A 25,122-nucleotide genomic window follows, 5' to 3' on the forward strand; every position below is an offset into this window, starting at 1 on the left:
CCGGCGGCACGACACCTGGGGAGTGATCGGCCGAGGACGGCGGGTGGTCGGTGTGCGTGACGCGGACGCGAGCTCCTCCCTGGGGGCGCGCCTCCCACGGTTCGAGGACGGCCCCCTCGTGCGTGGGCGCGGGAGGTTCACCGCCGACGTCCCGCCGGCGCGGTGCCTGCACGCCGGCTTCGTCCGCTCGCCCCATCCGCACGCCCTGGTCGACGGCGTCGACGTCGCGAGGGCGATGTCGGCCCCCGGGGTGGTCTCCGTGCTGACCGCGGCCGACCTGCCGCACATCCCGCTCGTGGACGCGGTCGCCGTGCCCGGCCTCGTCAGGACCCCGCAGCCCGCGCTCGCGGGGGAGCGCGTGCGGTTCGTGGGCGAGGCCGTGGCGATGGTGCTGGCCGGGAGCCGGGCCCTGGCCGAGGACGCCGCCGACCTGGTCGAGGTCCGCTACGCGGTGCTGCCCCCGGTCGTCGACCCGAGGACGGCGACGGCGCTGCCACCTCTCGACCCCACCCTGAGCAGCAACGAGGTGTACCGCGGCGAGCGCGCGACCCCCGGTCTCGAGGCGGCCTTCGCCGCCGCCGACCACGTCGTCGAGGGGACGTTCAGCACGGGCAGGCTCACGGCCGCGCCGATGGAGGGCCGTGCGTGTTCGGCCACGTTCGACCCCGTGGCCGGGGCGCTGACCGTGCGTTCCTCCACCCAGTCCCCGCACCTGCTCCAGCGGAAGATCGCGACCTGTCTCGGCATGGACCTCGCCGCGGTCCGGGTGCTGGTCGACGACGTCGGCGGCGGGTTCGGGCAGAAGATCCCGGCGTCGCCGGAGGAGGTCGCCGTGGCGCTGGCGGCCCGCGCGGTCGGCCGTCCGGTCCTGTGGGTGGAGGACCGCCGGGAGAACACGGTCGCCGGGCCGCAGGGCAAGGACCAGCGCGTCGAGCTGGCGCTGGCGCTCGACGCCGACGGCACGTTCCGTGCCCTGCGCTGCGACGTGCTCGGCGACGCCGGGGCCTACTCCTTCAACTCCGCGAGCGCCCTGATCGAGGCCTACCTCGCGGCGGGGCTGCTGCCCGGCGCGTACCGCATCCCGGAGACCGGCTGGCGCGTGCGCTCGGTGCTCACCACCAAGGCACCGATCGCCCCCTACCGGGGCGTGGGCTGGACGGGCGGGCACACGGCCCGGGAACTGCTGATCGACCGGGCCGCGCGGCTGCTCGGCCGCGACCCGCTGGATCTGCGCAGGCAGAACCTGATCCGGCCGGGCGACCTGCCCTACACCACGCCCACGGGCATGACCTACGACAGCGGCAGCCACCTCGCCACGATCGAGCGGGCGGCGAAGCTGGTCGACGCGGCGAACGTGCTCCCCGGGCCCACCGCGGACGGGCACTACCGCGGGGTCGGGATCAGCCCGTACGTCGAGCCGTCGGGCTGGGGCTCGGCCGGGGCGGCGGAGTCCTCCTGGTCGTTCGCCTCGCACGACTCGGTGCGGGTCGAGATGGCCGCGTCCGGTGCGGTCACCGCGGTGGTCGGGACCCCGTCGCAGGGACAGGGCCACGCCACGAGCCTGGCCCAGGTCGTCGCGTCCGTGCTGACCTGCGACCCGCGGCGGGTCCGCGTCGTGACGGGCGACACCGCCGGCACCCCGTTGAGCACCGCGGGCACCCGCGCGAGCCGGGTCGCGACCGTGATCGGCGGGGCGCTGCTGCACGCGACGGAACGGCTCGCCGAGAAGCTCGCGCTGGTGGCCGGACACCTGCTCGGTGCCGACCCGGGGGAGATCTCCTTCCGGGACGGCCGGGCCGTCGCCCCCTCCGGCTCGGTCGGGCTGGCCGAGATCGCCACCGCGGCCGTCGCCGACCCCGCCGTCCGCGCGGCGCTGCCGGAGCCGGATCTCACCGCCACCGCCTTCTACGACCCGCCGGCCACCTACTCGAACGGGTGCGTCGCCGTGGTCGTCGACGTGGATCCCGGGACGGGGCGGGTCGACGTGGTCGACGCGGCGGTGGTCGAGGACTGCGGCACCGTGATCAACCCGATGATCGTGGACGGGCAGACCCTCGGCGCGTTCGCCCAGGGCGTGGGCGCGGCCCTCTACGAGGACGCGGACCACGCCGCCGACGGCGTACCGCGCGCCACCTCGTTCGCGGACTACCTCCTGCCGACCGCCCGCTGCCTGCCGCGGGTCGCCCTCGAGCACCTGGAGTCGCCCGCGCCGCACACCCGCGGCGGCATCAAGGGCATGGGCGAGTCGGCCATGATCGCGACGCCGGGGGCGGTCGCCTGCGCGGTCGCCGCCGCGGTCGCCCCGCTCGGGATCACCGTGACGCACACTCCGATCCGCCCGCACGAGCTCGTCGACCCGCACCGGGGACCGGCCCGGTGAAGCCCGCGCCGTTCGACTACGCGTGCCCGTCCACGATCGACGAGGCACTCGGCCTCCTCGCCGAGCGCGGCGCCGCCGCCCGGGTCCTCGCGGGCGGACAGAGCCTGCTGCCCCGGATGGCGCTGCGGCAGGACCGGCCCGGCCTGCTGGTCGACGTCAACCGGGTGGCCGGGCTGGGCACGCGGACCACGACCGGGCAGGGGCTCCGCCTCGGCGCCACGGTGCGGCAGGCCGCCGTGCTCCGCGCGGGTTCCGGGGCGGGTCTGCTCGACGCGGCCCTGCCCTGGGTCGGCAGTCCCGGCACGCGGGCCCGCGGCACGGTGGTCGGCAGCCTCTGCTTCGCCGACCCGGCGGCCGAGCTGCCCACGGTGCTGCTCGCCACCGGTGGGTCGCTGGAGGTCCGCTCGGCGGGCGGCAACCGGACCGTCGAAGCGGCGGAGCTCTACCGCGGCGCGGGACGGACCGCGCTGGCGGCCGACGAGCTGGCCGTCGCCGTGACGGTCCCGCTCGACACCGCCGACACCAGGAGCGCGTGGCTCGAGTTCGGTCGGCGTCCCGGCGACCTGCCGCTCGTCGGGGTCGGCGTGGTCGTGCGGGTCCACGCCGGCGTCGTCGACGCGGTGCGGGTGGCCTGCGCCGGCGTGCACGACGTGCCCTGGGCGGTCCCCGTCGCGGGCCTGCGCGGGGCGGGAGACCCCGCTCTCGCCCAGGAGATCGCCGAGATCGCCGCACGCGAGTGCCGCCCGACCGACGACGAGCGCACGACCGCCGCCCACCGCCGCGTACTCGTCCGCACCCTGGTCCGCCGCGCGCTGGAGCGGGTGCTCCGCCCGGACACGGAGGTCCCCGGTGCTGCCTGACCACCGGCTCGTCCGCCCTGCGGCGGACCCCGTCATCGTCGCGCTGACCGTGAACGGTGAACCCGCCCGGATGACCGTGGAGACCCGGACCTCGCTGGCCGACGCCCTGCGCGACGAGCTCGGGCTGACCGGGACGCACGTCGCGTGCGAGCAGGGCGTGTGCGGCGCCTGCACCGTCGAGGTCGACGGCGAGGCCGTCCGCGCGTGCCTGCTGCTCGCGGTCCAGGCCGAGGGCGCCGAGGTCCGGACGGTCGAGGGACTGGCGGCACCGGACGAGCCGCTCCACCCGATCCAGCAGGCGTTCACCGACCATCACGCCCTGCAGTGCGGGTTCTGCACGCCCGGCCTGCTGATGACCGCCCACCGCCTGCTCACCGAGCGCCGCGGTCTCGACGAGCACGAGGTCCGGACGGTCGTGTCCGGTCACCTGTGCCGGTGCACGGGCTACCAGGGGATCGTCGACGCGATCCTGCACGCCGACCGCGCCTGGGAGCGCCCGGACGCACCGGCCGCCCCGACGCCGCCCGAAGAGGGGCCCTGACCCGGCTGCCGGTCGGCGTCCGAACACCACCGATCCGCCCGGAACGAGGGGATTGCGGCGGCGAGCCGACCGGCTTCGCATCGCCCGGGGAAATTTCGGGGAATTGTACGAATACGCCCTTCTGTGCAGGTCCCGTTCCACCCGTCAGGGTGAACGTTGCGCGGAGAACCGGATCGTTGGAGCCGGTATGAGCACTTCGCGCCGGAGCGGCGCGCTCGTGTCGGTGATCACCCCGGCCTACGACGTCGGCCCCTGGATCGGGGAGGCGATCGACTCGGTGCGGCGGCAGACCGAGGGTCGGTTCGAGTACCTCGTGATCGACGACGGCTCCACCGACGACACCGCCGACGTCGTCCGGGCCCGTGCGGCGCTCGATCCGCGCATCCGGTTGATCTCCACGCCCAACGCCGGGTCCGGCGCGGCGCGCAATCTCGGCATCGTCGAGTCGTCGGCGCCGTTCGTCGCGTTCCTGGACGGCGACGACCGATGGCACCCGGAGTTCTTGCGTCGTCAGCTGGACGTTCTGGAGGGCGCCGGGGGCCGGGTCGGCGCCACCTTCTGCCACACCCGCGTGATGCTGGAGAACGGGCGGGTCGTGGGCCCGCGCTGGCAGCCCGCGGGTGTCTGCGACATGGACCGCTTCCTGGCCGAGAACAACCCCGCGCACAACGGCAGCTCGCTGCTCGTGCGGCGCAGCTGCTTCGACGAGGTCGGCGTGTTCGACACCGGCCTGGCCAGCGCGGTCGACCAGGAGATGTGGCTGCGGATCGGCGCCCGGTCGTCGACGCCGCTGTTCCGGGGTGTCCGCCGGTACCTGGTGGACATGCGGCTCATGCGGACCGGGAGCATCAGCTCCGACCGCGGCGCCCGCTACGACGCGTTGGAGAAGCTGCTCACCGAGTACGCGCCGATGATGCGCCGGCTGCCCATGGGCCTCGCCTACGTGCAGCCCGCGGTCTTCGCCTAACCGCGACGGGTTCGACGACGTCGCCGAGCGCTGGGCCGGGATCGCGCTGACCGCCGGCGCCGCCCGGCTGGCCCGCAACCGGTGGGGTCAGGCGCTGCTGGCCTGGCACCGCAGCGGCACCGGCGGGCGGGCCCGGATGCGCGCCGCCCGCAACGGCGTCCGGGCGGGGGTCTACAGCGGCGCGTCCCGGGCCGCGGCCCTGCTGACCTGAGGGCGACCTGCCTGAGGAACGTCCTCCTCGGCGTCGACCGGGACGAGCATCGGCCGACCGGGGACGGCGAACATGGTCACGACGAACCGCGTCTGCGCGTCGGCGAGGTTGTTGCCGTGCTGGTAGTGGATCAGGTCGCCGCCGGGTTCCCAGAACGTCTCGCCGGCGCGCACGACGCGCTCGGGGTCGCCCTCCAGGTCGACGATCATCTCGCCCTCGATCACGAACCCGAAGGCCGGCCCGGTGTGCCGGTGCGGCGGGGTGCCGGTGCTGCCGGGCGGCAGGGTGACCAGGAGCGTCATGGTCTCGGACGGGTCCGGTACCGGCGGGGTCGGCACCGAGCCCACGACCTCGAACTGCGGGGGCGGGCTCGTCGCGTCCGGTCCTCGAGGTGGTGCGGCTGGTCGACGGACATGGGTGCTCACCGTTCCAGGAACTCGTCGAAGGTCATCCGGCCGAGCTCGGCGTCCGGGCCGGGAAGGAGGGTCTTCTCGTCGATCAGCACGTCGAAGTAGCGGGCCTGCTCGTCGGCGACGACCCGCCGGGGGTCGCCGGTGGCCGCCAGACCCCTGGCCACGAGCTCGGTCAGCCGGAACTGCTCCGGGCCGGCGACCTCGCGCACCGCCCTCGGCGGCGGGCCGACGGCGACCCGGGCGACCGCGGCCGCGACGTCGTCCGACGCCATCGGCTGGATCAGGACGGGCGCGAGGTGGATCGTGCCGTCGACGGTGCCGGAGTCCGCGATGCTCCGCACGAACTCGAAGAACCGGGTGGCGTGCACGATCGAGTACGCCTGCCCGGACACCCGGATCAGCCGCTCCTGCTCGATCTTGGCGCGGAAGTAGCCCGAGCCCGCCAGCCGCTCGGTGCCCACCACCGACAACGCCACGTGGTGCGCCACGCCGTACTCGGCCGCGGCCTCGAGCAGGTGCGTGGTGGAGGTGCGGAAGAAGTGCATGACGTCGTCGTCCGCGAACGACGGCGAGTTCGACACGTCGACGACGACGTCCGCACCCCGGAGGACCTCGAGCCCCGCACCGGTGAGGGTGTCGACACCGGACCTCGGGGAGGCCGGTGTCCCGGCCCATCACCCCCGGCGGGTGAAGTGCCGTCGCGGCCGTCGGCGTCGAATGCCGGACGCGGCCCCCCGTCTCGTGTGGCGGGGCGGCGCCCGGGAGCGAGGGCCGGGACGGGCCCGTGGACGGATCCCGATGATCGCCCGGCCGGTCGACGAGTCGCACCGGGCGACGACCGCGACGACCGCCGCGACGCCGACCGCCGCCGGCACGCGCACTCGCGATGGGCTGGAGCAGGACATGGGCACGGACGACTTCTCGAACCGCTGGACCCTCCGCGGCGATCCCGCCCTGCTCATGGAGGCGGCCACCGCGCTGCGCGGCGCCCGGGCGGAGCAGATCTTCGACGAGCGCTTCCCCGGCGAGTACGTGCTGTCCGGGGTCGCCCGGCTCCTCGAGTCCCTCGCGCACGAGATGCGCATCGCCGGCGACGACAGCGCGCTCAGCCACGCCGTGGTGTCGGCGGCCACCGACATCTCCGGGCACGTCCTGAGATACCTCCCCGAGCTCAGGGACGCGGCGGTGCACCACCGGCGGACCTCCGCCGGAACCGGGACCAGCGGCACGAGCCCCTGGCCCTCCTGAGACGAGCCGAGAACAGCCGAGCTGGACGGAGGAGCGAACGATGGCCGACGACGTACCCACCCGGGCCGGATCCGTGGAGCAGTACCGGGACGTCCACGACACCGTCGCGGGCGTGAGCACGACATGACCACCTCCAGCGGCCGACCGAACATCGTCCTCGTGCACGGCGCCTGGGCCGACGGCTCCAGCTGGAGCGCGGTCGTCGAACGCCTGCAGGCCGAGGGCTACACCGTGACCGCGCCCCAGTTCCCGGAGTCCTCGCTGGCCGCCGACGTCGCCCGGCTCCGCCAGGTGCTGGCCCGCCAGCACGGCCCGACCCTCGTCGCCGGGCACTCGTACGGCGGTCAGATCGTCACCGCGCTGGGCGCGGACGCACCGAACGTCGTCGGCATCGTCTACATCGCCGCCTTCGGCCTGGACGAGGGCGAGTCCATCGGCAAGCTGCTGGCGCAGGGACCCCCGGGCCCGGCCCTGGCGCACCTGGACGTCGACGAGCAGGGCTTCGCGTGGCTGCCCGAGGACGACTTCGTGAACCACTTCGCGGCCGACGTCGACCCGGTCCGGGCGCGGGTGATGTGCGCCGTGCAGCAGCCGCTGGCCTGGTCGGCGGTCGAGGAGGTCATGGGCGTCCCGGCCTGGCGGTCGCAGCCGACCTGGTTCCTGGTCGCGGACGGCGACCAGACGATCCCGCCCGAGGCCCAGCGCCAGTTCGCCGCCCGCATGGGCGCCACGACCGTCGAGGTCGCGACGAACCACGTGGCGATGGTCTCGCACCCGGAGGACGTGCTGCAGCTGATCGAGGCCGCCGCCGAGGCGGTCCGGTCGGGGAGCTGAGGACACGCCGCGCGAAATGGCCTGGTGGAACGACCGCGGATCGGCCGTCGTGTAGGGCCGTTCACCGTCGCAGACTGACGGTCCCACGACGGACGACGAGGAGCGAGGCCACCCGTGTACGTGCCGACCCACTTCGCCCCGGACGACCGGGACGTGCAGCAGCTGCTGACCCACCACGGTGCCGCGGACCTGGTCACCCACGGTCCGGAGGGGCTGGAGGCGACGATGCTGCCGTTCGTCCACGACCCGGTCCGCGGCGTGCTGCTGGGCCACCTCGCCCGCACCAACGACCACTGGAAGCGGGCCGACGGCCGGCCGGGCCTGGTGATCGTCCGCGGCCCGGACTCGTACGTCAGCCCGTCCTGGTACGCCTCGAAGGCCGAGCACGGCCGGGTCGTCCCCACGTGGAACTACGTGACCGCGCACGTGCACGGGACCGTGACCGTCCACGACGACGTCGTCTGGATCGAGGACGTGGTGCGGCGGCTGACCGACCTGCACGAGGCGGGCCGGCCGGCGCCGTGGCGCGTCGAGGACGCCCCGGAGAGGTACTTCCGCGGGCAGCTGCGCGCGATCGTGGGCGTCGAGGTGCGTATCGAGCGGGTGGAGGCGAAGTTCAAGCTGAGCCAGAACCGGCCCGCCGCGGACATCGACGGCGTCGTCGACGGCCTGTACTCGGTCGGCGACGCCCGCGGCGCGGAGGCCGTCGCGGCGCACCGGCCCTGAAGCACCGGCCCTGAAGCACCGGCCCTGAGGCGCCGGCCCCGGGAGCGCCGGCGTCGTGACGGACGGACGCACCCGGCGGGGCTGCCCCTGACCCGATGGTCACCCGACCAGGCCGGCGACGAGCCGGCGCTGCAGGGCCAGGGCGGCCGTGGGGGTGCCGGGACGGGCGGGCTCCGTCCGGGCGGGGGAGCCCTGCCCGGCCGGGACGGCGGGGGTGGCGGTGCGGGTGTCGGTGGCGCTCATGGCGACTCTCCTTCGGCGTGATCCGGGGCGGTCGGGCCCCACACCGAGAACCGTCCCCCGGATCGCTGCCCGGCACCGTCGGCCCGGCGGTCGACGCGCAGGACGACGCCGGTGTCGGTCGATCGGCCGACACCCGGTCAGGGGCGGGCCGGGACGTGCAGGGCGAACCACAGCTCCGCCCGCACCCCCGGCGAGTCGAGGTCCCGCCCGAGCAGCTCCGCCGCCTTGTCGATCCGGGCACGCAGCGTGTGCCGGTGCACCCCGAGCGCCGCGGCCGCGGGATCCCACTGCCCGTGGTGGGCGAGCCACTCGCGCAGCGAGGCGACCAGGTCGCCCCGGCCGCGCGCGTCGTGCCGGACCAGCGGGTGCAGCAGCGCCTCGGCGAAGGCGGCCGCGTCCCGCCCGGGCACCAGCTCGTGCAGGCCGCTCCCGGCCAGGTCCGCGAACCGCACCCGGGCGCGCCCGAGCCGGCGGGCCGCGTCGAGCGCGCGGGAGGCCTGCTCGACGGCGGTGTGCAGCGGGCCGGCGACCGGGAGGCCGTTGTGGGCGCCGCCGGGCGGGTGGTCGCCGGCCCCGCGCACCGGCTCCGACACCCCCGCCCGCACGTCCGGGACGCGGGCGGTCGCGGCCAGCACGTCCGCCTCGAGCTCCGGTTCGGCGACCACGACGACGGCGCCGTCGAGCTCGGCGAAGAACAGCGGCCCGTCGTCGAGCGCCTCGAGCGCGTCGAGCAGCTCGTCCGCCGAGCCGGACCGCCCGCGCAGGGCCAGGACCAGCGCGCCCTCCCCGGGCGGCCGGCCCCAGAGCGGCTCGCCGATCGCGGCCACGCCCGGACCGGGGAGCTCGACCATCGCGCGCAGCACCGCCGTGCGCAGTGCGCGCTCCGCCCGCCCGACCGCGGTCGTGCGCGCTTGCAGCAGCGTGAGCACCGAGACCGCCGCCCCGACGACCTGCAGGTCCACCGGACTGAACGGCGCCGGGCGGCCGACGGCGAGCACCCCGGGGCCGGGGAGCCGCAGCCGGTGCAGCACCACGTGGTCCGCGCCGTCCGCGACGGTCGCGCTGGTGGCGCCGTGCCGGCCGCGCACCCGGGCCAGCTCCGACCGCAGCCCGGACAGCCGGCGGGCCGCGGTGCGCGGTGCGCAGACGCGGACCGTGTCGCCCGCGTCGACCACCGCGGCCCAGCCGTCGAGGAGCTCGGCGAGGCGGCGGACCACTCCGCCGGCGCCACCGCGGCCCAGCGCGGCCGCGGTGAGCGAGCGTTGCGCCTGGTCCGTGCGCACGACCTGGGCGTAGGACTCGGCGGCGAGCGCGGCGGACACCGCCTTGGCGATGGCGAGGAACGGGGTGCGCTCGGGCACCACCAGCAGCGGCAGGCCGTGCGCGGTGCAGGAGCGGACGAGCGCCGCCGGCACCCGCGCGTAGCCCAGGTCCGTGCCGAAGCCGAGGCCGGCGAGGCGGTGGGCGGCCAGGCGCGCGGCGTAGTCCTCGGGCGCCGTGCCGGTGAGGGCAAGCCCGGTGGTGAGCAGCAGCTCGCCGCCGTCGAGGTACGGCGTGGGATCGGCCAGCTCGCTGCTGTGCACCCAGCTGACCGGCCGGTCGAGGCCCCGGCCGGCGACCGCGACGGACAGGCCGAGCTCGCGGTCGGCGAGCAGGTCCCCGAGCGTGACCGGCATCGGGCCTCCCCTCCTCGCGGGCGGGTGGACGGATCGTCTGGTTCCGGCGGGGTAACGGGACGAACTGGACACTAGTGCATCGTCGTGGTGTGGATCACTCTGGCGAGGCGCGTGCCGTCCCACTCCTCGACCGCGAAGGACGTGATCCGGTGACCCAGACCGCCGAGCGCTACGTCGGCCGGAGCCTGCCGCGCAAGGAGGACGCGGCGCTGCTCACCGGCCGGGCCACGTGGACGGACGACATCGCGCCCGCCGGGACGCTGCACCTGGCGATGGTGCGCAGCCCCGTGCCGCACGCCCGCATCACCCGGATCGACACCGCCGCGGCCCGGGCCGTGCCCGGCGTGGTCGAGGTCCTCACCGCGCGGGACGTCGACGGCGAGTTCGCCGCCGGCATCCCCTGCGGGTGGCCGGTCACCGAGGACATCAAGATCCCGGACCACCGGCCGCTCGCGGTGTCCGAGGTCAAGCACGTGGGCGACGGGGTCGCCGTCGTGCTCGCCGGCAGCGCCGCCGCCGCGCGGGACGCGGCCGACCTGGTCGAGGTGGACTACGAGCCCTTGCCCGCCGTCGTCGACGTCGAGGCGGCGCTCGAGCCCGGCGCCCCGCTCGTCCACCCGGAGCTGGGCACGAACCACTGCTACACCTGGCCGCTCGCGACCGGGGACGTCGACGCCGCGTTCGCCGCGGCGGACGTCGTGGTGGAGGGTCGCTACCTGCAGCAGCGGGTGATCGCCTCGCCGATGGAGCCGCGGGCGGTCGTCGTCGTGCCGGAGCCGGTGGGCGGGCGCTTCACGATGTACACCTCCACCCAGGTGCCGCACTTCGTGCGCGACATCCTCGCCGCGATCTGCGGGGTGCCGGACACCGCGCTGCGGGTGGTGGCCCCGGACGTGGGCGGCGGCTTCGGCGCCAAGCTCAACGTGTACGCCGAGGAGGCCCTCGCGCTCGTCCTGGCCCGGCGCACGCGGCGGCCGGTGAAGTGGACCGAGACGCGCTCGGAGCACCACCTGGCCACCACGCACGGCCGCGGCCAGGTCCAGCGGATGGCGGTGGCCGCCACCCGGGAGGGCCGCATCCTCGGGATGAAGGTCGAGCTGCTCGCGGACATGGGCGCCTACCTGCAGCTGCTCACGCCCGGGATCGCGGTGTTCGGGGCGTTCACCTACTGCGGGCTCTACGACTTCGGGGCCTACTCCTTCACCTGCCGCGGCGTGTTCACCACGCTCACCCCGACCGACGCCTACCGCGGCGCCGGCCGTTCGGAGGCGGCCTACGCCCACGAGCGGATCATGGACGACCTGGCCCGCGAGCTGGACATGGACCCCGCCGAGCTGCGGCTGCGCAACCTGCACCCGAAGTTCCTCGAGCCGCGCACCGTGCCGTCCGGGGTGCTCTACGACTCCGGCGACTACGAGGCGTGCATGCGCAAGGCCCTCGCCCTGGTCGACTACGACGCACTGCGCGAGGAGCAGGCGCGGCGCCGCGAGTCCGGCGAGGTGGTGCAGCTCGGCGTCGGCATCGGGAACTTCACCGAGAGCGGCGGGCTGTCGCCGTCGAAGGTGGCGGCCGGGGTGCGCCTGCAGTCCGGCGGGTGGGAGGCCGCCACCGTGCGGATGACGACCAGCGGCAGGGTCGAGGTCGTCACCGGGACCTCGCCGCACGGCCAGGGCCACGAGACGACGTGGTCGCAGCTCGTGGCGGACAAGCTCGGCGTGCACCCCGACGACGTGGTGGTGCTGCACGGCGACACCGCGGTCGCCCCGTTCGGCCGGGACACCTACGGCTCGCGCAGCCTCGCCGTCGGCGGCACCGCGGTGTACCTGGCCGCGGGCAAGGTGCTGGACAAGGCGCACCGGATCGCCGCCCACCTGCTCGAGGCGGACGAGGCGGACGTCGAGTTCGTCGGCGGGCGGTTCTCGGTGGCCGGCACGTCCGGCCCGGGTGTGACGATCCAGGAGGTGGCGGGTGCGGCGTCCCTCGCGGCGGACCTGCCCGAGGGCATGGAGCCGAACCTCACCGCCGAGCACCACTTCGACCCGCCCAACTTCACGTGGCCCTTCGGCACGCACGTGTGCGTGGTCGAGGTGGACACCGAGACCGGCCACACCCGGATCCGCCGCTACGTGGCCGTGGACGACTGCGGGCACGTGGTGAACCCGCAGATCGTGGAGGGGCAGCTGCACGGCGGCATCGCGCAGGGCATCGGGCAGGCGCTCTACGAGCAGGCCGCCTTCGACGCCGAGGGCAACCCGACCACCGGCACCCTCGCCGACTACACCATCCCCTCCGCCACCGACCTGCCGTGGTTCGAGCTCGACCAGACCGTCACGCCGTCGTCGACGAACCCGCTGGGGGTGAAGGGGATCGGCGAGTCCGGGGCGATCGGCTCCTCACCGGCCGTGGTCAACGCGGTGATCGACGCCGTGGCCCACCTGGGCGTGCGGCACGTGGACATGCCGGCGACCCCGCAGGCCGTGTGGCGGGCGATCACCGAGGCGCGCGGGCAGACTCACCGACACCCCTGACGGACACCAGTGACACCCACCCCGCGAGCACGGGAGGAGAGCCGGCGATGGTGGCGATCAACTGCGACATGGGCGAGGCGTTCAGCATCTACCGCTGCGGCGACGACGAGGGGCTGATGCCCTACGTCACGGTCGCCAACGTCGCGTGCGGCTTCCACGCGTCGGACCCGCGGGTGATGTCGCGGACCGTGGCGCTGGCCAAGGAGCACGGCGTGAAGGTGGGCGCGCACCCGTCGCTGCCGGACCGGGAGGGCTTCGGCCGGCGCGAGATGAAGATGGAGCGCGACGAGCTGACGGCCGCGGTGATCTACCAGATCGGCGCGCTGGAGGGCTTCCTGCGGCGCGAGGGCATGGAGCTCAACCACGTCAAGCCGCACGGCTCGCTGTACGGCATGGCCGCCCGGGACCCCGAGGTGGCGGAGGCGGTCGCCGATGCCGCGGACGTGTTCGGCGTACCCCTGATGGGCATGGCCGGCACGGTCCACGAGGAGGTCTGGGGCGCGCGCGGGCCCGGGTTCCTCTCGGAGTACTACGCCGACCTGGACTACCGGGACGACGGCTCCCTGATCATCACCCGCGAGCACGAGGCGTTCGACCCGGCGACCTCCGCGCAGCGGGCGCTGCGGGCCGTCACCGAGGGCAAGGCGACCTCGGTGAACGGCAAGGAGCTGACCGTGCGGGCGGACTGCGTGTGCGTGCATTCGGACACGCCGAACGCCGTCGAGCTCGCCCGGGCGGTCCACGCGGCCCTCGAGCCCCACCTGTCCTGATCCGGCGACCCCACCAGGAGCGTGCAGCGGTGACCCGACACGAGGTCCGATCCCCGATCCCCGGCGTGTTCTACCGGCGCCCCGACCCCGGCAGCCCGCCGTTCGCCTCCGACGGCGACGAGGTCGGGGCGGACTCGCCGGTCGGCCTGGTCGAGGTCATGAAGTCCTTCCACCAGGTCCCCGCGGGCGCCGGCGGGCGGGTCGTCGAGTTCCTGGTGGAGGACGAGGACGAGGTCGACGCCGGGCAGGCCGTGGCGGTGGTGGAGACCGGATGAGGACCCTGCTCGTCGCCAACCGCGGCGAGATCGCCGTCCGGGTCATCCGGGCCGCGCGGGACCTCGGGATCCGCACCGTCGCCGTCCACTCGAAGGCGGACGCGGACGCCCTGCACACCCGGCTCGCGGACGTCGCGGTGGCGATCGGACCCTCGCCGGCGTCGAAGAGCTACCTGGTGGCGGACGCGATCCTGGGCGCGGCCAAGGAGACCGGGGCCGACGCGGTGCATCCCGGGTACGGCTTCCTCTCCGAGCGCGCCTCCTTCGCCGCCGCGGTCGCGGATGCCGGGCTGACCTTCGTGGGCCCGGACGCGGCGGTGATCGAGCGCATGGGGGACAAGGTCGCCGCCCGCGAGGTCGCCCGGGCCGCCGGGATGCCCACGGTGCCGGGCACCCCCGGCGGGGTGGCCGGCGTCGACGAGGCGCTGGCCGCGGCGGACGAGGTCGGCTACCCGGTGATGCTCAAGGCGGCCGCCGGCGGCGGTGGCCGGGGCATCCGCGTGGTGCGGGACGCCGGCGAGCTGCGGGCGGCGTTCGGTCAGGCCTCGGCGGAGGCGGAGAAGGCCTTCGGCGACGGGACGATGTACCTGGAGCGGTTCGTGACGCGGGCCCGGCACGTCGAGGTGCAGGTGCTCGGCGACGGCACCGCCGCCGAGCACCTCGACGAGCGGGAGTGCTCGCTGCAGCGGCGCAGGCAGAAGCTGGTCGAGGAGGCCCCTGCCCCCACGCTCGCCGAGGACACCCGCCGGGGCATGACCGAGGCGGCGGTCGCGCTGTGCCGGGAGGTCGGCTACCGCAGCGCGGGCACCGTGGAGTTCCTGGTCGACGACGAGACCGGCGAGTTCTTCTTCATCGAGATGAACACCCGGATCCAGGTCGAGCACCCGGTCACGGAGCTCGTCACCGGCGTCGACCTCGTGGCCGCGCAGCTGAGGATCGCGGCGGGGGAGCCGTTGCGGGCCGTGCTGCCGGAGGTCCCGGTGGCACGCGGGCACGCCGTCGAGTTCCGGGTGCTCGCCGAGGACCCGGCCCGGGACTTCCTGCCCTCCCCCGGGAACGTCGGGCGGGTCGTGCTGCCCGCCGGCCCGTGGGTGCGCTGCGACACCTGGCTGGAGCCGGACGCCGCGGTGCCGCCCTTCTACGACTCGCTGGTGGCCAAGATCGTCGTGTGGGGCGCGGACCGGGACGAGGCCCTGCGCCGCGGCCGCCGTGCGCTCGCCGAGTTCTCCGTCGCGGGCGTCCCCACGACGGCGGGCCTGTTCGGCGAGCTGCTCGACCAGGACTGGTTCACCGCCGGCCGGTTCCACACCGGGACCCTCGAGCGCTGGCTCGCCGAACGGGAGGAGAGCGCGTGAGCACCGCTGTGCAGGCGGCCCGCTACAGCTGGGGCGGGGACGAGTTCGTGTTCGTGGAGCTGGCCGAGGAGATGAGCCTGCAGGCCAACTTCCGGGCCATGGCCATCACCACCGCGCTGCGCGACGAACGGCCCGACGGGCTGCTCGAGATCTGCCCCGCGAACGCGTCCTACCAGGTCCGCTACGACCCGGACGTGCTCGACCCGGGCACCCTGCTCGAGCACCTCAAGGACCTCGAGCGCAAGGTCGGCGACGCGCGCAGCGTGGCACTGCCCAGCCGGGTGCTGGACATCCCGGTGTTCTACCGCGACCCCTGGACCACCGAGACGCTGATGCGGTTCCGGGACCGCCACCAGGACCCGGACGCCACCGACATCGAGTACGCGGCCCGGATCAACGGCTACTCGTCCGTGGACGACTTCATCGCCGCGCACTCCGGCTCGCCCTGGTTCACCTCCATGGTCGGCTTCGTGGCCGGGCTGCCGTTCAAGTTCCAGATGGTGCCCCGGGAGCGGCAGATCCTCGTGCCGAAGTACCTGCGGCCGCGCACGGACACCCCGAAGCAGACGGTCGGCTACGGCGGCTGCTTCTCCTGCATCTACTCCGTGCGGGGCGCGGGCGGGTACCAGATGTTCGGGATCACCCCGGCCCCGATCTACGACCCGACGCAGACGCTGCCGGACTTCACGGACTTCCTGGTGTTCTTCCGGCCCGGGGACATCGTCAAGTTCCGGCCGATCGACCGCGAGCAGTACGACGCCGCCGTCGCCGAGGTGGAGGCGGGCACCTTCCGCATCACCGCCCGCGAGGTCGAGTTCGCGCTGCAGCCCTTCCTCGACGACCCCGACGGCTACAACGCGCGCCTGCTGGAGGTGCTGGTATGAGCGGCACGATCGAGGTCCGCAAGCCCGGGCTGGCCACGACCGTGCAGGACGCCGGCCGCACCGGCTACTACCACCTGGGCATCCCGCCGTCGGGCGCGCTCGACCAGTACTCGCTGACGGCGGCGAACCTGCTCGTCGGCAACCCGGCCGGCGCCGCCGTGCTGGAGATGGTCTACATGGGGCCGGAGCTGCGGTTCACCGCGGCGGCCACGGTCGCGGTGGCGGGCGCCGAGATGGTCCCGAAGGTGAACGGCGAGGAACGCCCGGTCTGGGAGTCGTTCCCGGTCGCCGAGGGGGACGTGCTCGACTTCGGCTACCTGCAGGCGGGGGCCCGGGCCTACCTGGCGGTCTCCGGCGGGGTCGACGTCCCCGAGATCCTCGGCAGCCGCTCCACCTACGGGCTCGGCGCCCTCGGCGGCCTCGAGGGGCGCCCGCTCACCGAGGGGGACGTGCTGCCGATCGGCGGCGCGCCGGGGCGGGCCGGACTGAGCGTGCCGGCGGACCTGCGACCGGCGTTGGGCAAGGAGGTCGAGGTCCGGGTGCTGATGGGGCTCTACGACCACCGGCTCACCGCCGCGGGGCGCTCGACCTTCCTCGACACCACCTGGACGCTCACGCCCGTCGCCGACCGGATCGGCTTCCGCTACGGCGGGGCGGAGCTGGAGACCGTCGAGCGGGAACCCCCGTTCGGGGCCGGGCAGGACCCGTCGAACATCGTGGACGCGCCCTACCCGATCGGCTCGATCCAGGTCCCGGGCGGGGTGGAGCCGATCGTGCTGCACCGGGACGCCGTCTCCGGCGGCGGCTACATGATGGTCGCGACGGTCCTCTCCGGGGACCTCGACGTCGTCGCCCAGTCGGCGCCGCGCACGAGGACCCGGTTCGTGGAGGTGGATCTCGACGGGGCCCTCGCCGCCCGCGCGGAGCGCCGCCGGCGGCTGGACCGGCTGCGGGAGGCGCTCGCGCCCTGACCGCCGCTACAGGAACCGCTGGTCCGCGGTCACCTTCGTCGAGGAGCTCCGGCCCCGCTGGTTGCCGTTCCCCTCGGCCGGCTCCTCCGGCAGGACGTCGTGCTGGCTGGGCTGCAGGATGGTGTCCCGGTGGTGCAGGGCCAGGGCCCGGGCGTAGCGGCGGGCGATGTCGGGCATGTCGGTGCGGCCGACGCCGAAGACGGTGCCGGAGTAGTCGAGCGGGCCCAGCAGCTCCCGGATGCGTTCGTGCTCCCCGGGGGCGACCAGCTCGGCCGGGTCGCCGCCCGCGAACCAGCCCATCGGCACGAAGGTGCCGGCGGGGACGCGCGTGTTGACGTGCACGACGGCATGGAAGTCGATCTCCGCGCCGACCTCGACGCGGGCACCGTTGAACACCATCGCGCCGGTCGCGATCCGGGTGTCCCCCTCGATCACGCAGCCGGTCAGGGCGGCGTGCGGCCCCACGAGCACGTGGTCGCCGAGCCGGGCCGGGTGCCGCGCGACGCCGCGGACCACGGCGTTCTCCATGATCACGCAGTGGGCGCCGATCTCGACCGGGCCGCCCTCCGCCGTGATCACCGCTCCGAACAGGACGCGGCTGTGCGGGCCGACGGTGACGTCCCCGCACAGCACCGCGTTCGGCGCGATGTACGCGGACTGCGCCACCCGCGGGCTCTGCAGCCGGTGCCGGACGAACAACGCGTCGCGGCCCACGGGCGGCGGAAGGGGCTGGTACTCCTCGGCCATGGCGGCCTCCCGGTGAACGCCTGACGAGCCCGGGGCGGCGGGCGTCCCGCCGACCCCGGCGCTCCCTGCCGGTCCTCGCGCGGACGGAAATTGTCCTCGGGTACCCGGGCGCCGACAAGGTACGGACGTCCGTCACTCGGCTGCGCGTCGCACGGGGGAGGTCCGGGTGCCTGCGGGGGTGCGACGCCGGGCCTCACCGGCCGCACCTCCCTCGCCCCACAGATGAGTTCCGCGCGCCTCCGAGGTCTCCAACGGCGGAACGTGATCACGACCTCGGAGGATGGACGCCCATGCACGCCGACCGGCACGCGACCACCCTGGAGCCGGGCGAGATCGAGGCCGCCGTGCGGACCGAGCGCCTGAACCTCTGCGGCTTCCTCGACGGGCTCGACGACGCGGACTGGGACGTTCAGTCCCTGTGCACCGCATGGCGGGTGCGGGAGGTGGTCGCCCACCTGACGGTCACCACCCGCGCGACGATCCGGTTCGTGCTCGTCCAGGCGATCCGGGCCCGGGGCAGCTTCGACCGTATGGAGGTGACCGTGGCGCGCGAGCGGGCGGCCCGGTTCACGCCCGCCGAGCTCGTGGCCCAGCTGCGGGAGAGCGCGGACTCGTCGCGCCGGTTCCCGGGCAGCGGCCCCATGGACCCGTTGATGGACCTGGTCATCCACGCCCAGGACATCGCCCGCCCCCTCGGGCGGCCGTACCCGACCTCGCCCGCGGTCGCGCTGCCCTCGCTCGTGTACGTCGCGGGCAGCCGCTTCCTCGGCGGGCCGAAGCGGGTGACCGGCCTCGAGCTGGTCGCGACGGACGCGGAGTGGTCCGGCGGGCAGGGCCCGGCCGTGCACGGCACCGTGGTGGACCTGCTGCTCGTCGCGTCCGGCCGGCCCGCCGGCCTGGCGGGGCTGAGCGGCCCCGGCATGGACCTGCTCGCCCGGCGGCTCGCCTGAGCCCTCCGCCGCGAGCGGGTCGACCGGCCCGCGGCGCCGACGCCCGAACCGACGCCCGGACCGAGGCCGGACCGAGGTCGGCCGAGGTCGGCCCGGCGTCGGCTACGCCTGGCCGGTGAGCGCGCCTGCCAGCGGCCCGAGCGGCGGCGCCCACTCGCGGATGTCGGCGCCGGCGACCACGCCCGCCGTGGTGAAGGGGTCCTTGTCCACGATCGCCTGCACCGCGGCCTTGTCCTCGGCGCGGAAGACCAACAGGCCACCGGGTGCCTCGCCGGGTGCCCAGGCCCCGGCGACCAGCAGCGTGCCGTCGTCGATGAACCCGCGCAGGTAGTCGCGGTGAGCGGGGCGGGTGTCGTCCCGCAGGGCGGAGTCGTCCGTGTAGGAGTAGATGACGGCGAAGGTCGTGGCCATGCCGCCGATCCTCGCACGCGGGCGGCCGCCGTCACGACGATCACCGGCCCGGCCTGATCGTCGCGGGAACATGCGGCGGGCGGGAACCGCGGGGCGACGGCGGTCGTTGAGCGGCCGTGCCCGTTTCGCCCGATAAGTCCGGGTGCGGGCGTGGACCTGCCGTCGTGCACGGAGAAGGAGAACTCGAGTGGGCCTGTTTGACAAGCTCAAGGAGCGTTTCGCACCGTCCGGACCCGCGGGGTCGCCGGGCGGCCACGGACAGGGCGGGTACGGACAGGGCGGCCACGGACAGGGCGGTACGGGCAGGGCGGGTACGGCGGACCGCGCGCCGCCCAGGACCCGGACGAGGCGGCGATCGAGCGCTACCGCTACATGCTGCGCACCGCGCCGCCGGAGACGGTGGAGCAGGCGCACGCCGAGGCCTTCGCGAAGCTGACCCCCGAGCAGCGGCAGAAGGTGCTGGCCGAGCTGAGCGACCAGGTGCCACCGGCGGAGCGGGCGACCTCGAGCGACCCGCAGGCCCTCGCGCGCATGGCCCACCCGCGCGGAGATGCGCCGGCCGGGCACGATGGAACGCACCCTCGGCGGCGGCCGCGGGCCCGGGACGGGCGGCATGATCGCCGGCACCCTGCTGGCCAGCGTGGCCGGCGCCTTCATCGGCACCGCGATCGCCGACGCCCTCTTCGACGACCCGGGCCTCGACGGCGACCTCGCCGCCGGGGAGGAGCCCGTCGACGAGGGCGGGTTCGACGGCGGCTTCGAGGGCGGGGACTTCGGCGAGTTCTGACCGCGGGTTCTGACCGCGGGGGTCCGGCCCCGCCGGCGTGCGGCCGGCGTCGTCCTGACGTCGAGGCGACGTCGCGGGGCCGGCTACTCCTCCCCGCTCCCGAACCGGTCCAGCGCGTCCGTGTGCTGCGCGAGCGGGTCGTCCGTGCGCAGGACGGGAAGCGGCAGGCGTCGTCGCCGAGGGACAGCAGCGAGGTCCGCTCGGAGACCAGCGCGCCCAGCGCGGGGTCGAGCGCGGTCATCCAGTTCGCGTCCCAGGCGCACAGCACGGTGGTGACCGGCCGGGCGTCGTGCCGGTCGAAGAAGTCGCGGAAGAAGCAGCGCCCGATCCGCATCTCGAAGAGGTCGTCGGTCCGCTCGAAGGTGGTCTCGTAGTAGCTGCCGTACATCGCGAAGTCGGCCCGGCAGGCGTCGTCGACCGCCCCGAGCGGGTCCTCCCTGCGGGCGAGCGCGCCGAACGCGGCGTCGACGGTGCGGCGCAGCAAAGCCCCGAACACCCGCCGCAGGTAGCGGACCGTCCGGTCCCGGTCGCCGTCGAACAGCGGCGAGCAGTTCGCGGGGCGCGAAGCGGCCCATCAGCCAGCTCCCCTCGCGCTCGAGCAGCGCCGTCCTCGCCTGCTCGCGGCGCCCGGCGACCCGGGACCGCACGGCGTTCGTGTGCTCGTCCATGTCCCCTCCCCGTGCCGGCACCGCGACCCGGCGGGCCCGGTGCGGGCGGCACCGTCCCACCGCCCGTGGGTCCGGCCTCGTCCGGTCGGGGTGAGAAGCCGTCGGACGGCGAGGAGAACGCCAGGCGGCCGCACCGACCCGTGAGGTTCGTCTCGACGAGCCCGCGCCGCGCGGGCGGGTGCGGCGATCACGGCCGGAGGGTGGTCGAGGCCGGTCGGCGCGGCCCTCCGCCCGTGATCACGGGTCACCGCCGTCGTCCCTGCGGGAGGGATGACGCGGGTGCCGGCCCCGGAAGGGCGATGCCAGAGAAGGAACGCATCCAGCAGGCCGGCTGCCCGCTGGGCGGTGCAACGAGCGACTCGTGCCCCGGATACTGCTTCGTCCGGCTCGTCGATCGGACGGGGGACGCGGCCGGGCGTTCCGGCACGTCACCATGCCCGAGAGGCCCACGTCATTGACGGTGACGCCATCGTCAACAACGCTCTTCGTGACGACGCCGTCGCGGTCCCGGCCGCGCTCCACCGATTGCCGAGGTTCTGACCAGCGTGTTCACCCGCCTCCTGATCGCCAACCGCGGCGAGATCGCCGTCCGGATCGCCCGCGCCGCCGCCGACCTGGGTGTTCCCGCCGTCGCGGTGCACACGACGGACGAGCCGGACGCCCCGCACGTCGCGAAGGCCGACGCCGCCGTCGCGCTGCGGGGTGCGGGCGTGGCCGGCTACCTCGACGCCGACGACGTCCTGCGGGCCGCGGAGGAGGCGGGCGCCGACGCGATCCACCCCGGCTACGGGTTCCTGAGCGAGAATCCCCGGTTCGCCGAGGCGTGCGGGGAGCGCGGGATCCGGTTCGTCGGGCCGTCCCCGGAGATCCTCGCCGCGCTCGGCGACAAGACCCGGGCCCGCGCGCTGGCCGACGCGGCCGGGATCCCGGTGCCCGCCGCCGCCGACCGCGAGGGTGCGCACGCCCTGCTGGCGGAGACCGGGGCGGTCATGGTCAAGGCGGTCGCCGGTGGGGGCGGCCGCGGGATGCGCCGCGTCACCGATCCCGCGCTGCTCGACGAGGCCCTGGCCCGCTGCGCGTCCGAGGCCGGTGCGGCGTTCGGCGACGACCGGGTCTACGTGGAGGAGCTGCTCGCCCCCGCACGGCACGTCGAGGTGCAGATCCTGGGCGACGGCACGGGCGCGGTCACCCAGCTCGGCGAGCGCGACTGCTCGGTGCAACGCCGGCACCAGAAGATCGTCGAGGTGGCGCCGAGCCCGGGGCTCGACCCGCAGGTGCGTGCGCGGCTGCTCGCCGCGGCCGTCCGGCTGGGCGTGTCCGTGAACTACTCCGGCCTGGGCACCGTGGAGTTCCTCGTCAGCGGCGAACGCATCGCGTTCATCGAGGTCAACCCGCGGCTGCAGGTGGAGCACACGATCACCGAGGAGGTCACCGGCGTCGACCTCGTGCAGACCCAGATCCGGCTCGCGGTCGGGGCCACGCTCGCGGAGCTGCGGCTGACGCAGGCGGAGGCGCCGGAGCCGCGGGGCGCCGCGCTGCAGGCCCGGATCACCCTCGAACGCACGAACCCCGACGGCACGACCACCCCGTCCGCCGGGGTGCTCACCGCCTTCGAGCTGCCGGCCGGCCGCGGGATCCGCGTCGACGCCGCCGGCCACTCCGGCTACCGCACCAGCGCCCGCTACGACCCGCTGCTGGCCAAGCTCGTGGTGCACGACCGGTCGCCCGACTTCGCCGCCCTGGCGGCCCGGGCGCACCGGGCGCTGTCGGAGGTGCACCTCGCGGGGGTCGAGACGAACGTCGACGTCCTCGCCGGGATCGTCGGGCACCCCGCCTTCGTGGCCGGAGAGCTGACCACGGACTTCCTCGACGCCCACCTCCCCGAGATCCTCGCCGCGACCCGGCCGCACCGGTACGTCGAGACCGTGGCCGAGGCGGGGCCGGAGCAGCGGCGGGAGGTGGACGGGCAGGCGGTCCGGGCCGATGCGCCCGGCACGATCGTCGCCGTCGAGGTCGCCGAGGGCGAGGTCGTGCGCGCCGGCGCGACCCTGGTCGTCGTCGAGTCGATGAAGATGGAGCACGTCGTGGCCGCGCCCGCGGCCGGCCGGGTGGGCGCGGTCGTCGTCGCGCCGGGGGACACGGTCGCGCCCGGCGACGCGCTGCTCGCCTTCACCTCCGACGCCGCGGCGGCCGAGGAGGCGGAGGCCGCGGCCGCCGTCGACCTCGACCACGTCCGCCCGGACCTCGCCGAGGTGCGCGAGCGGCACGCCCTCGGGCTCGACGACCGCCGCGGGGCCGCCGTCGAGAAGCGGCACCGCACGGGCCTGCGGACCGCCCGGGAGAACCTCGCCGACCTCTGCGACGAGGGCAGCTTCATCGAGTACGGGCCCCTGGCCATCGCCGCCCAGCGGCTGCGCCGCTCGCTCGACGACCTGATCGAGCGCACCCCCGCCGACGGCATGCTCGCCGGCACGGCCACGATCAACCGGGACCTGGTCGGCGAGGAGAACGCGAACGCCGTCGTGCTGTCCTACGACTACACGGTGCTCGCCGGCACCCAGGGCCACACCAACCACAAGAAGAAGGACCGTGTCTTCGAGCTCGCCGAGCGGCGGCGCTGGCCGGTGGTGATCTACGCCGAGGGCGGCGGCGGCCGGCCCGGCGACACGGACGGCAGCTGGGCCTCGATGCTCGACGTCCCGGCCTTCGAGCTGTTCGCCCGGCTCTCCGCCCGGGTCCCGCTGGTCGGCGTGGTGGCCGGGCGGTGCTTCGCGGGCAACGCCGCGCTGGCCGGGCTGTGCGACGTGATCATCGCCGTCGAGGGGGCGAGCCTCGGCATGGGCGGGCCGGCCATGATCGAGGGCGGCGGGCTCGGCGTGGTCGCGCCGGACGAGGTCGGCCCGATGTCCGTGCAGGCCGCCAACGGCGTGGTCGACGTCCTGGTGCCCGACGAGGCCGAGGCCACCCGCGTCGCGCGGCAGTACCTGTCCTACTTCCAGGGTCCGCTGCGCGAGTGGGAGGCGCCCGACCAGCGCGCGCTGCGGCACGTCGTCCCCGAGAACCGGGTGCGCGTCTACGACATGCGCGCCGCGATCGAGGGCCTGGCCGACGTGGGCTCGGTGCTGGAGCTGCGCCGCGCCTGGGCCGCGGGGATGATCACCGCGCTGATCCGCGTCGAGGGCAGGCCGATGGGGCTCATCGCCAACGACCCGACGCACCTCGGCGGCGCGATCGACCACGACGCCGCCGACAAGGCCGCGCGGTTCCTGCAGCTCTGCGACGCCTTCGGGCTGCCGGTGGTCTCGCTGTGCGACACCCCCGGCTTCATGGTCGGCCCGGAGTCGGAGACGCACGCGACCGTGCGGCACTTCAGCCGGATGTTCTCCGTCGGCGCCAACCTGTCCGTGCCGATCGGGCTCGTCGTGACGCGCAAGTGCTACGGCCTCGGCGCCCAGGCGATGATGGGCGGCTCGTTGAAGGCGCCGGCGTTCGCGGTGGCGTGGCCGACCGGGGAGTTCGGCGGGATGGGCCTGGAGGGCGCGGTCCGGCTGGGCTACCGCAAGGAGCTGGAGGCGGTCGCCGACCCGGCCGAGCGGGAGGAGCTGTTCCGCAAGTACGTCGCGGCCGAGTACGAGAAGGGCAAGGCGCTGTCCGTGGCCACCGTCTTCGAGATCGACGACGTCGTCGACCCGGCCGAGACCCGCCGCTGGATCGTCTCCTCGTTCCCGGAGCGCAAGGTCGGCCCGCAGCCGGAGAAGGTGCGGCCGAACATCGACACCTGGTGAGAAGGACCGGGGCCCTTGCGTCCCCTGGGTAGCGTGGGCCCGTGACCGACCCGACGCTGGGCGAGCTGACCGTCGGTGTGGAGGGCCTGGCGCTGCTGCGCCTGCTCCACGCCGACGACCGCGGGGCGGCCCAGGTCGCCCGGGCGGCCCGGATGGCGGAGACCCGGGAGGTGCTCGAACGGCTCGGGCGGGAGCCGTCGCTGCGGGGCCCGCTGGGCGTCGAGCTCGGCCTGCGCGAGGGGTACGCGCGGTGGGCCGCGACGTACGACGGCCCGCTGCGGCTGTTCTCGATCGAGGAGCCGCCGGTGCGGCGCCGGCTCGAGGCGTGGCCGGTCGGCGAGGTGCTCGACGCCGCGTGCGGGACGGGGCGGCACGCCGTCCGGCTGGCCGGACGGGGCCACACCGTGATCGGGGTCGACCAGTCCGCGGAGATGCTGGAGCGGGCGCGGGCGAAGGTCCCCGGCGGCCGGTTCGTCGAGGGAGGGCTCACCGACCTGCCGCTGCCCGACGCCGCGGTCGACGCCGCGCTGTGCGCCTTGGCCCTGGTCCACCTGCCGGACGTGGCCCCGGCCGTCGCGGAGCTGGCACGGGTGGTGCGGCCGGGCGGCCGGATCCTGATCAGCGACGTCCACCCGTTCCTCGTGCAGCTGGGCTGGCAGGCGCAGTTCCCGGTCGGGGACGGGCGGGCGTTCGTGCGGCTGCACCGGCACCGGGTGACCGACTACGCGGCGGCCGCGCTGGCGGCGGGCCTGGTCGTGAGCGGGGTCGAGGAGCCGGCCCTGACTCCCGAGGCCGCCCGTACCCCGACCACGGAGCTCGTGCCCGAGGCCACCGAGACCGCGTACGCCGGGCTGCCCGGCGTCGTGATCTGGGAGTTCGCCCGGCCCTGAGG

General features: G+C 75.1%; 24 protein-coding genes and 1 pseudogene. 17 read left to right on the forward strand and 8 right to left on the reverse strand.

Going from position 1 to position 25,122, the window contains the following annotated elements; all coding sequences use genetic code 11:
* Positions 1 to 118: 118 nt before the first annotated feature.
* The 4 genes from ABD990_RS21905 (at position 119) to ABD990_RS21920 (ending at position 4,748) form a co-directional block, all read left to right on the forward strand.
* Entirely contained in the window at positions 119 to 2,380 is a 2,262-nt protein-coding gene (locus ABD990_RS21905; protein ID WP_345382587.1) for a xanthine dehydrogenase family protein molybdopterin-binding subunit, read from the forward strand.
* Positions 2,377 to 3,240 (forward strand): FAD binding domain-containing protein, encoded by an 864-nt coding sequence (locus ABD990_RS21910; RefSeq protein ID WP_345382588.1) that lies wholly within the window; start codon positions 2,377 to 2,379, stop codon positions 3,238 to 3,240. The genes ABD990_RS21905 and ABD990_RS21910 overlap by 4 nt, the downstream gene beginning before the upstream one ends.
* Positions 3,230 to 3,781 carry a (2Fe-2S)-binding protein gene (locus ABD990_RS21915; protein ID WP_345382589.1) on the forward strand — a complete coding sequence of 184 codons (552 nt, stop codon included), beginning with the start codon at positions 3,230 to 3,232 and terminating at the stop codon, positions 3,779 to 3,781. Before ABD990_RS21910 ends, ABD990_RS21915 begins: the two co-directional genes overlap by 11 nt.
* Before the next feature lie 187 nt (positions 3,782 to 3,968).
* Positions 3,969 to 4,748, forward strand: a complete 780-nt coding sequence (locus ABD990_RS21920) for a glycosyltransferase family 2 protein (RefSeq protein ID WP_345382590.1) — start codon at positions 3,969 to 3,971, stop codon at positions 4,746 to 4,748.
* Positions 4,749 to 4,919: 171 nt separating this feature from the next.
* Here ABD990_RS21920 and ABD990_RS21925 read toward each other — a convergent pair whose 3' ends face one another.
* Positions 4,920 to 5,384, reverse strand: a complete 465-nt coding sequence (locus tag ABD990_RS21925) for a cupin domain-containing protein (protein WP_345382591.1) — start codon at positions 5,382 to 5,384, stop codon at positions 4,920 to 4,922.
* A complete protein-coding gene (locus tag ABD990_RS21930) occupies positions 5,381 to 5,953 on the reverse strand; it encodes an SDR family oxidoreductase (protein ID WP_345382592.1) in 573 nt (190 codons plus the stop codon). The genes ABD990_RS21925 and ABD990_RS21930 overlap by 4 nt, the downstream gene beginning before the upstream one ends.
* A 217-nt stretch (positions 5,954 to 6,170) precedes the next feature.
* On the opposite strand from ABD990_RS21930, the gene ABD990_RS21935 reads away from it, so the two are divergent.
* The 3 genes from ABD990_RS21935 to ABD990_RS21945 all read left to right on the forward strand — a co-directional run bounded on the left by ABD990_RS21935 (position 6,171) and on the right by ABD990_RS21945 (position 8,180).
* Positions 6,171 to 6,620 (forward strand): hypothetical protein, encoded by a 450-nt coding sequence (locus ABD990_RS21935; protein ID WP_345382593.1) that lies wholly within the window; start codon positions 6,171 to 6,173, stop codon positions 6,618 to 6,620.
* 123 nt (positions 6,621 to 6,743) lie between these two features.
* A complete protein-coding gene (locus ABD990_RS21940; protein ID WP_345382594.1) occupies positions 6,744 to 7,454 on the forward strand; it encodes an alpha/beta fold hydrolase in 711 nt (236 codons plus the stop codon).
* A gap of 114 nt (positions 7,455 to 7,568) precedes the next feature.
* Positions 7,569 to 8,180 carry an FMN-binding negative transcriptional regulator gene (locus ABD990_RS21945; RefSeq protein ID WP_345382595.1) on the forward strand — a complete coding sequence of 204 codons (612 nt, stop codon included), beginning with the start codon at positions 7,569 to 7,571 and terminating at the stop codon, positions 8,178 to 8,180.
* Positions 8,181 to 8,279: 99 nt separating this feature from the next.
* Here ABD990_RS21945 and ABD990_RS21950 read toward each other — a convergent pair whose 3' ends face one another.
* Entirely contained in the window at positions 8,280 to 8,423 is a 144-nt protein-coding gene (locus tag ABD990_RS21950) for a hypothetical protein (RefSeq protein WP_345382596.1), read from the reverse strand.
* A gap of 137 nt (positions 8,424 to 8,560) precedes the next feature.
* A complete protein-coding gene (locus ABD990_RS21955) occupies positions 8,561 to 10,099 on the reverse strand; it encodes a helix-turn-helix domain-containing protein (RefSeq protein WP_345382597.1) in 1,539 nt (512 codons plus the stop codon).
* Positions 10,100 to 10,248: 149 nt separating this feature from the next.
* Between ABD990_RS21955 and ABD990_RS21960 the strand changes: the two genes are divergently transcribed.
* From ABD990_RS21960 to ABD990_RS21985, 6 genes are read left to right on the forward strand one after another with little or no spacing between them, the layout of a single operon-like run.
* Positions 10,249 to 12,627 (forward strand): xanthine dehydrogenase family protein molybdopterin-binding subunit, encoded by a 2,379-nt coding sequence (locus ABD990_RS21960; RefSeq protein WP_345382598.1) that lies wholly within the window; start codon positions 10,249 to 10,251, stop codon positions 12,625 to 12,627.
* A 47-nt stretch (positions 12,628 to 12,674) separates the two neighbouring features.
* Positions 12,675 to 13,397, forward strand: a complete 723-nt coding sequence (locus ABD990_RS21965; RefSeq protein WP_345382599.1) for a LamB/YcsF family protein — start codon at positions 12,675 to 12,677, stop codon at positions 13,395 to 13,397.
* A 29-nt stretch (positions 13,398 to 13,426) separates the two neighbouring features.
* Positions 13,427 to 13,672 carry an acetyl-CoA carboxylase gene (locus ABD990_RS21970; protein WP_345382600.1) on the forward strand — a complete coding sequence of 82 codons (246 nt, stop codon included), beginning with the start codon at positions 13,427 to 13,429 and terminating at the stop codon, positions 13,670 to 13,672.
* Entirely contained in the window at positions 13,669 to 15,027 is a 1,359-nt protein-coding gene (locus ABD990_RS21975) for an acetyl-CoA carboxylase biotin carboxylase subunit (protein WP_345382601.1), read from the forward strand. Before ABD990_RS21970 ends, ABD990_RS21975 begins: the two co-directional genes overlap by 4 nt.
* The gene (locus ABD990_RS21980; protein WP_345382602.1) at positions 15,024 to 15,911 is read left to right on the forward strand and encodes a 5-oxoprolinase subunit B family protein; all 888 of its coding nucleotides are present in this window, start codon (positions 15,024 to 15,026) and stop codon (positions 15,909 to 15,911) included. Before ABD990_RS21975 ends, ABD990_RS21980 begins: the two co-directional genes overlap by 4 nt.
* The gene (locus ABD990_RS21985; RefSeq protein WP_345382603.1) at positions 15,908 to 16,882 is read left to right on the forward strand and encodes a 5-oxoprolinase subunit C family protein; all 975 of its coding nucleotides are present in this window, start codon (positions 15,908 to 15,910) and stop codon (positions 16,880 to 16,882) included. Before ABD990_RS21980 ends, ABD990_RS21985 begins: the two co-directional genes overlap by 4 nt.
* A gap of 6 nt (positions 16,883 to 16,888) precedes the next feature.
* Here the strand turns inward: ABD990_RS21985 and ABD990_RS21990 are convergent, their stop codons facing one another.
* Positions 16,889 to 17,629 (reverse strand): gamma carbonic anhydrase family protein, encoded by a 741-nt coding sequence (locus tag ABD990_RS21990; RefSeq protein WP_345382604.1) that lies wholly within the window; start codon positions 17,627 to 17,629, stop codon positions 16,889 to 16,891.
* A 290-nt stretch (positions 17,630 to 17,919) separates the two neighbouring features.
* Between ABD990_RS21990 and ABD990_RS21995 the strand changes: the two genes are divergently transcribed.
* Positions 17,920 to 18,579, forward strand: a complete 660-nt coding sequence (locus ABD990_RS21995; RefSeq protein ID WP_345382605.1) for a maleylpyruvate isomerase family mycothiol-dependent enzyme — start codon at positions 17,920 to 17,922, stop codon at positions 18,577 to 18,579.
* Between the two features lie 102 nt (positions 18,580 to 18,681).
* Here ABD990_RS21995 and ABD990_RS22000 read toward each other — a convergent pair whose 3' ends face one another.
* Positions 18,682 to 18,990, reverse strand: coding sequence for a YciI family protein (locus ABD990_RS22000; protein ID WP_345382606.1), 309 nt, complete (start codon positions 18,988 to 18,990; stop codon positions 18,682 to 18,684).
* A 368-nt stretch (positions 18,991 to 19,358) separates the two neighbouring features.
* A complete protein-coding gene (locus ABD990_RS22005) occupies positions 19,359 to 19,523 on the reverse strand; it encodes a hypothetical protein (protein ID WP_345382607.1) in 165 nt (54 codons plus the stop codon).
* Between the two features lie 35 nt (positions 19,524 to 19,558).
* Between ABD990_RS22005 and ABD990_RS22010 the strand changes: the two genes are divergently transcribed.
* Positions 19,559 to 19,777 (forward strand): hypothetical protein, encoded by a 219-nt coding sequence (locus tag ABD990_RS22010; RefSeq protein ID WP_345382608.1) that lies wholly within the window; start codon positions 19,559 to 19,561, stop codon positions 19,775 to 19,777.
* Positions 19,778 to 19,946: 169 nt separating this feature from the next.
* On the opposite strand, the pseudogene ABD990_RS34480 reads toward ABD990_RS22010, so the two are convergent.
* Positions 19,947 to 20,165: pseudogene (locus tag ABD990_RS34480) on the reverse strand (hypothetical protein); the annotation flags it as partial.
* Positions 20,166 to 20,990: 825 nt separating this feature from the next.
* Between ABD990_RS34480 and ABD990_RS22015 the strand changes: the two are divergent.
* Positions 20,991 to 24,230: an acetyl-CoA carboxylase family protein gene (locus ABD990_RS22015; RefSeq protein WP_345382610.1), complete on the forward strand. Its 3,240-nt coding sequence runs from the start codon at positions 20,991 to 20,993 to the stop codon at positions 24,228 to 24,230.
* A gap of 41 nt (positions 24,231 to 24,271) precedes the next feature.
* The gene (locus tag ABD990_RS22020) at positions 24,272 to 25,120 is read left to right on the forward strand and encodes a class I SAM-dependent methyltransferase (protein WP_345382611.1); all 849 of its coding nucleotides are present in this window, start codon (positions 24,272 to 24,274) and stop codon (positions 25,118 to 25,120) included.
* Positions 25,121 to 25,122 lie beyond the last annotated feature (2 nt).

The sequence above is a fragment of the Pseudonocardia yuanmonensis genome (assembly GCF_039542425.1).
Taxonomy (GTDB): Bacteria; Actinomycetota; Actinomycetes; order Mycobacteriales; family Pseudonocardiaceae; genus Pseudonocardia; species Pseudonocardia yuanmonensis.

Excerpts from the sequence above, each read along its gene's own strand:
- ABD990_RS21990 (WP_345382604.1), bottom strand. The coding sequence starts at position 17,629 with ATGGCCGAGGAGTACCAGCCCCTTCCGCCGCCCGTGGGCCGCGACGCG.
- ABD990_RS21985 (WP_345382603.1), top strand. The coding sequence starts at position 15,908 with ATGAGCGGCACGATCGAGGTCCGCAAGCCCGGGCTGGCCACGACCGTG.
- ABD990_RS21935 (WP_345382593.1), top strand. The coding sequence starts at position 6,171 with ATGATCGCCCGGCCGGTCGACGAGTCGCACCGGGCGACGACCGCGACG.
- ABD990_RS22000 (WP_345382606.1), bottom strand. The coding sequence starts at position 18,990 with ATGGCCACGACCTTCGCCGTCATCTACTCCTACACGGACGACTCCGCC.
- ABD990_RS21965 (WP_345382599.1), top strand. The coding sequence starts at position 12,675 with ATGGTGGCGATCAACTGCGACATGGGCGAGGCGTTCAGCATCTACCGC.
- ABD990_RS22010 (WP_345382608.1), top strand. The coding sequence starts at position 19,559 with ATGGAACGCACCCTCGGCGGCGGCCGCGGGCCCGGGACGGGCGGCATG.
- ABD990_RS22005 (WP_345382607.1), bottom strand. The coding sequence starts at position 19,523 with ATGCGCGCGAGGGCCTGCGGGTCGCTCGAGGTCGCCCGCTCCGCCGGT.
- ABD990_RS21995 (WP_345382605.1), top strand. The coding sequence starts at position 17,920 with ATGCACGCCGACCGGCACGCGACCACCCTGGAGCCGGGCGAGATCGAG.
- ABD990_RS21950 (WP_345382596.1), bottom strand. The coding sequence starts at position 8,423 with ATGAGCGCCACCGACACCCGCACCGCCACCCCCGCCGTCCCGGCCGGG.
- ABD990_RS21940 (WP_345382594.1), top strand. The coding sequence starts at position 6,744 with ATGACCACCTCCAGCGGCCGACCGAACATCGTCCTCGTGCACGGCGCC.
- ABD990_RS21975 (WP_345382601.1), top strand. The coding sequence starts at position 13,669 with ATGAGGACCCTGCTCGTCGCCAACCGCGGCGAGATCGCCGTCCGGGTC.
- ABD990_RS21955 (WP_345382597.1), bottom strand. The coding sequence starts at position 10,099 with ATGCCGGTCACGCTCGGGGACCTGCTCGCCGACCGCGAGCTCGGCCTG.
- ABD990_RS21920 (WP_345382590.1), top strand. The coding sequence starts at position 3,969 with ATGAGCACTTCGCGCCGGAGCGGCGCGCTCGTGTCGGTGATCACCCCG.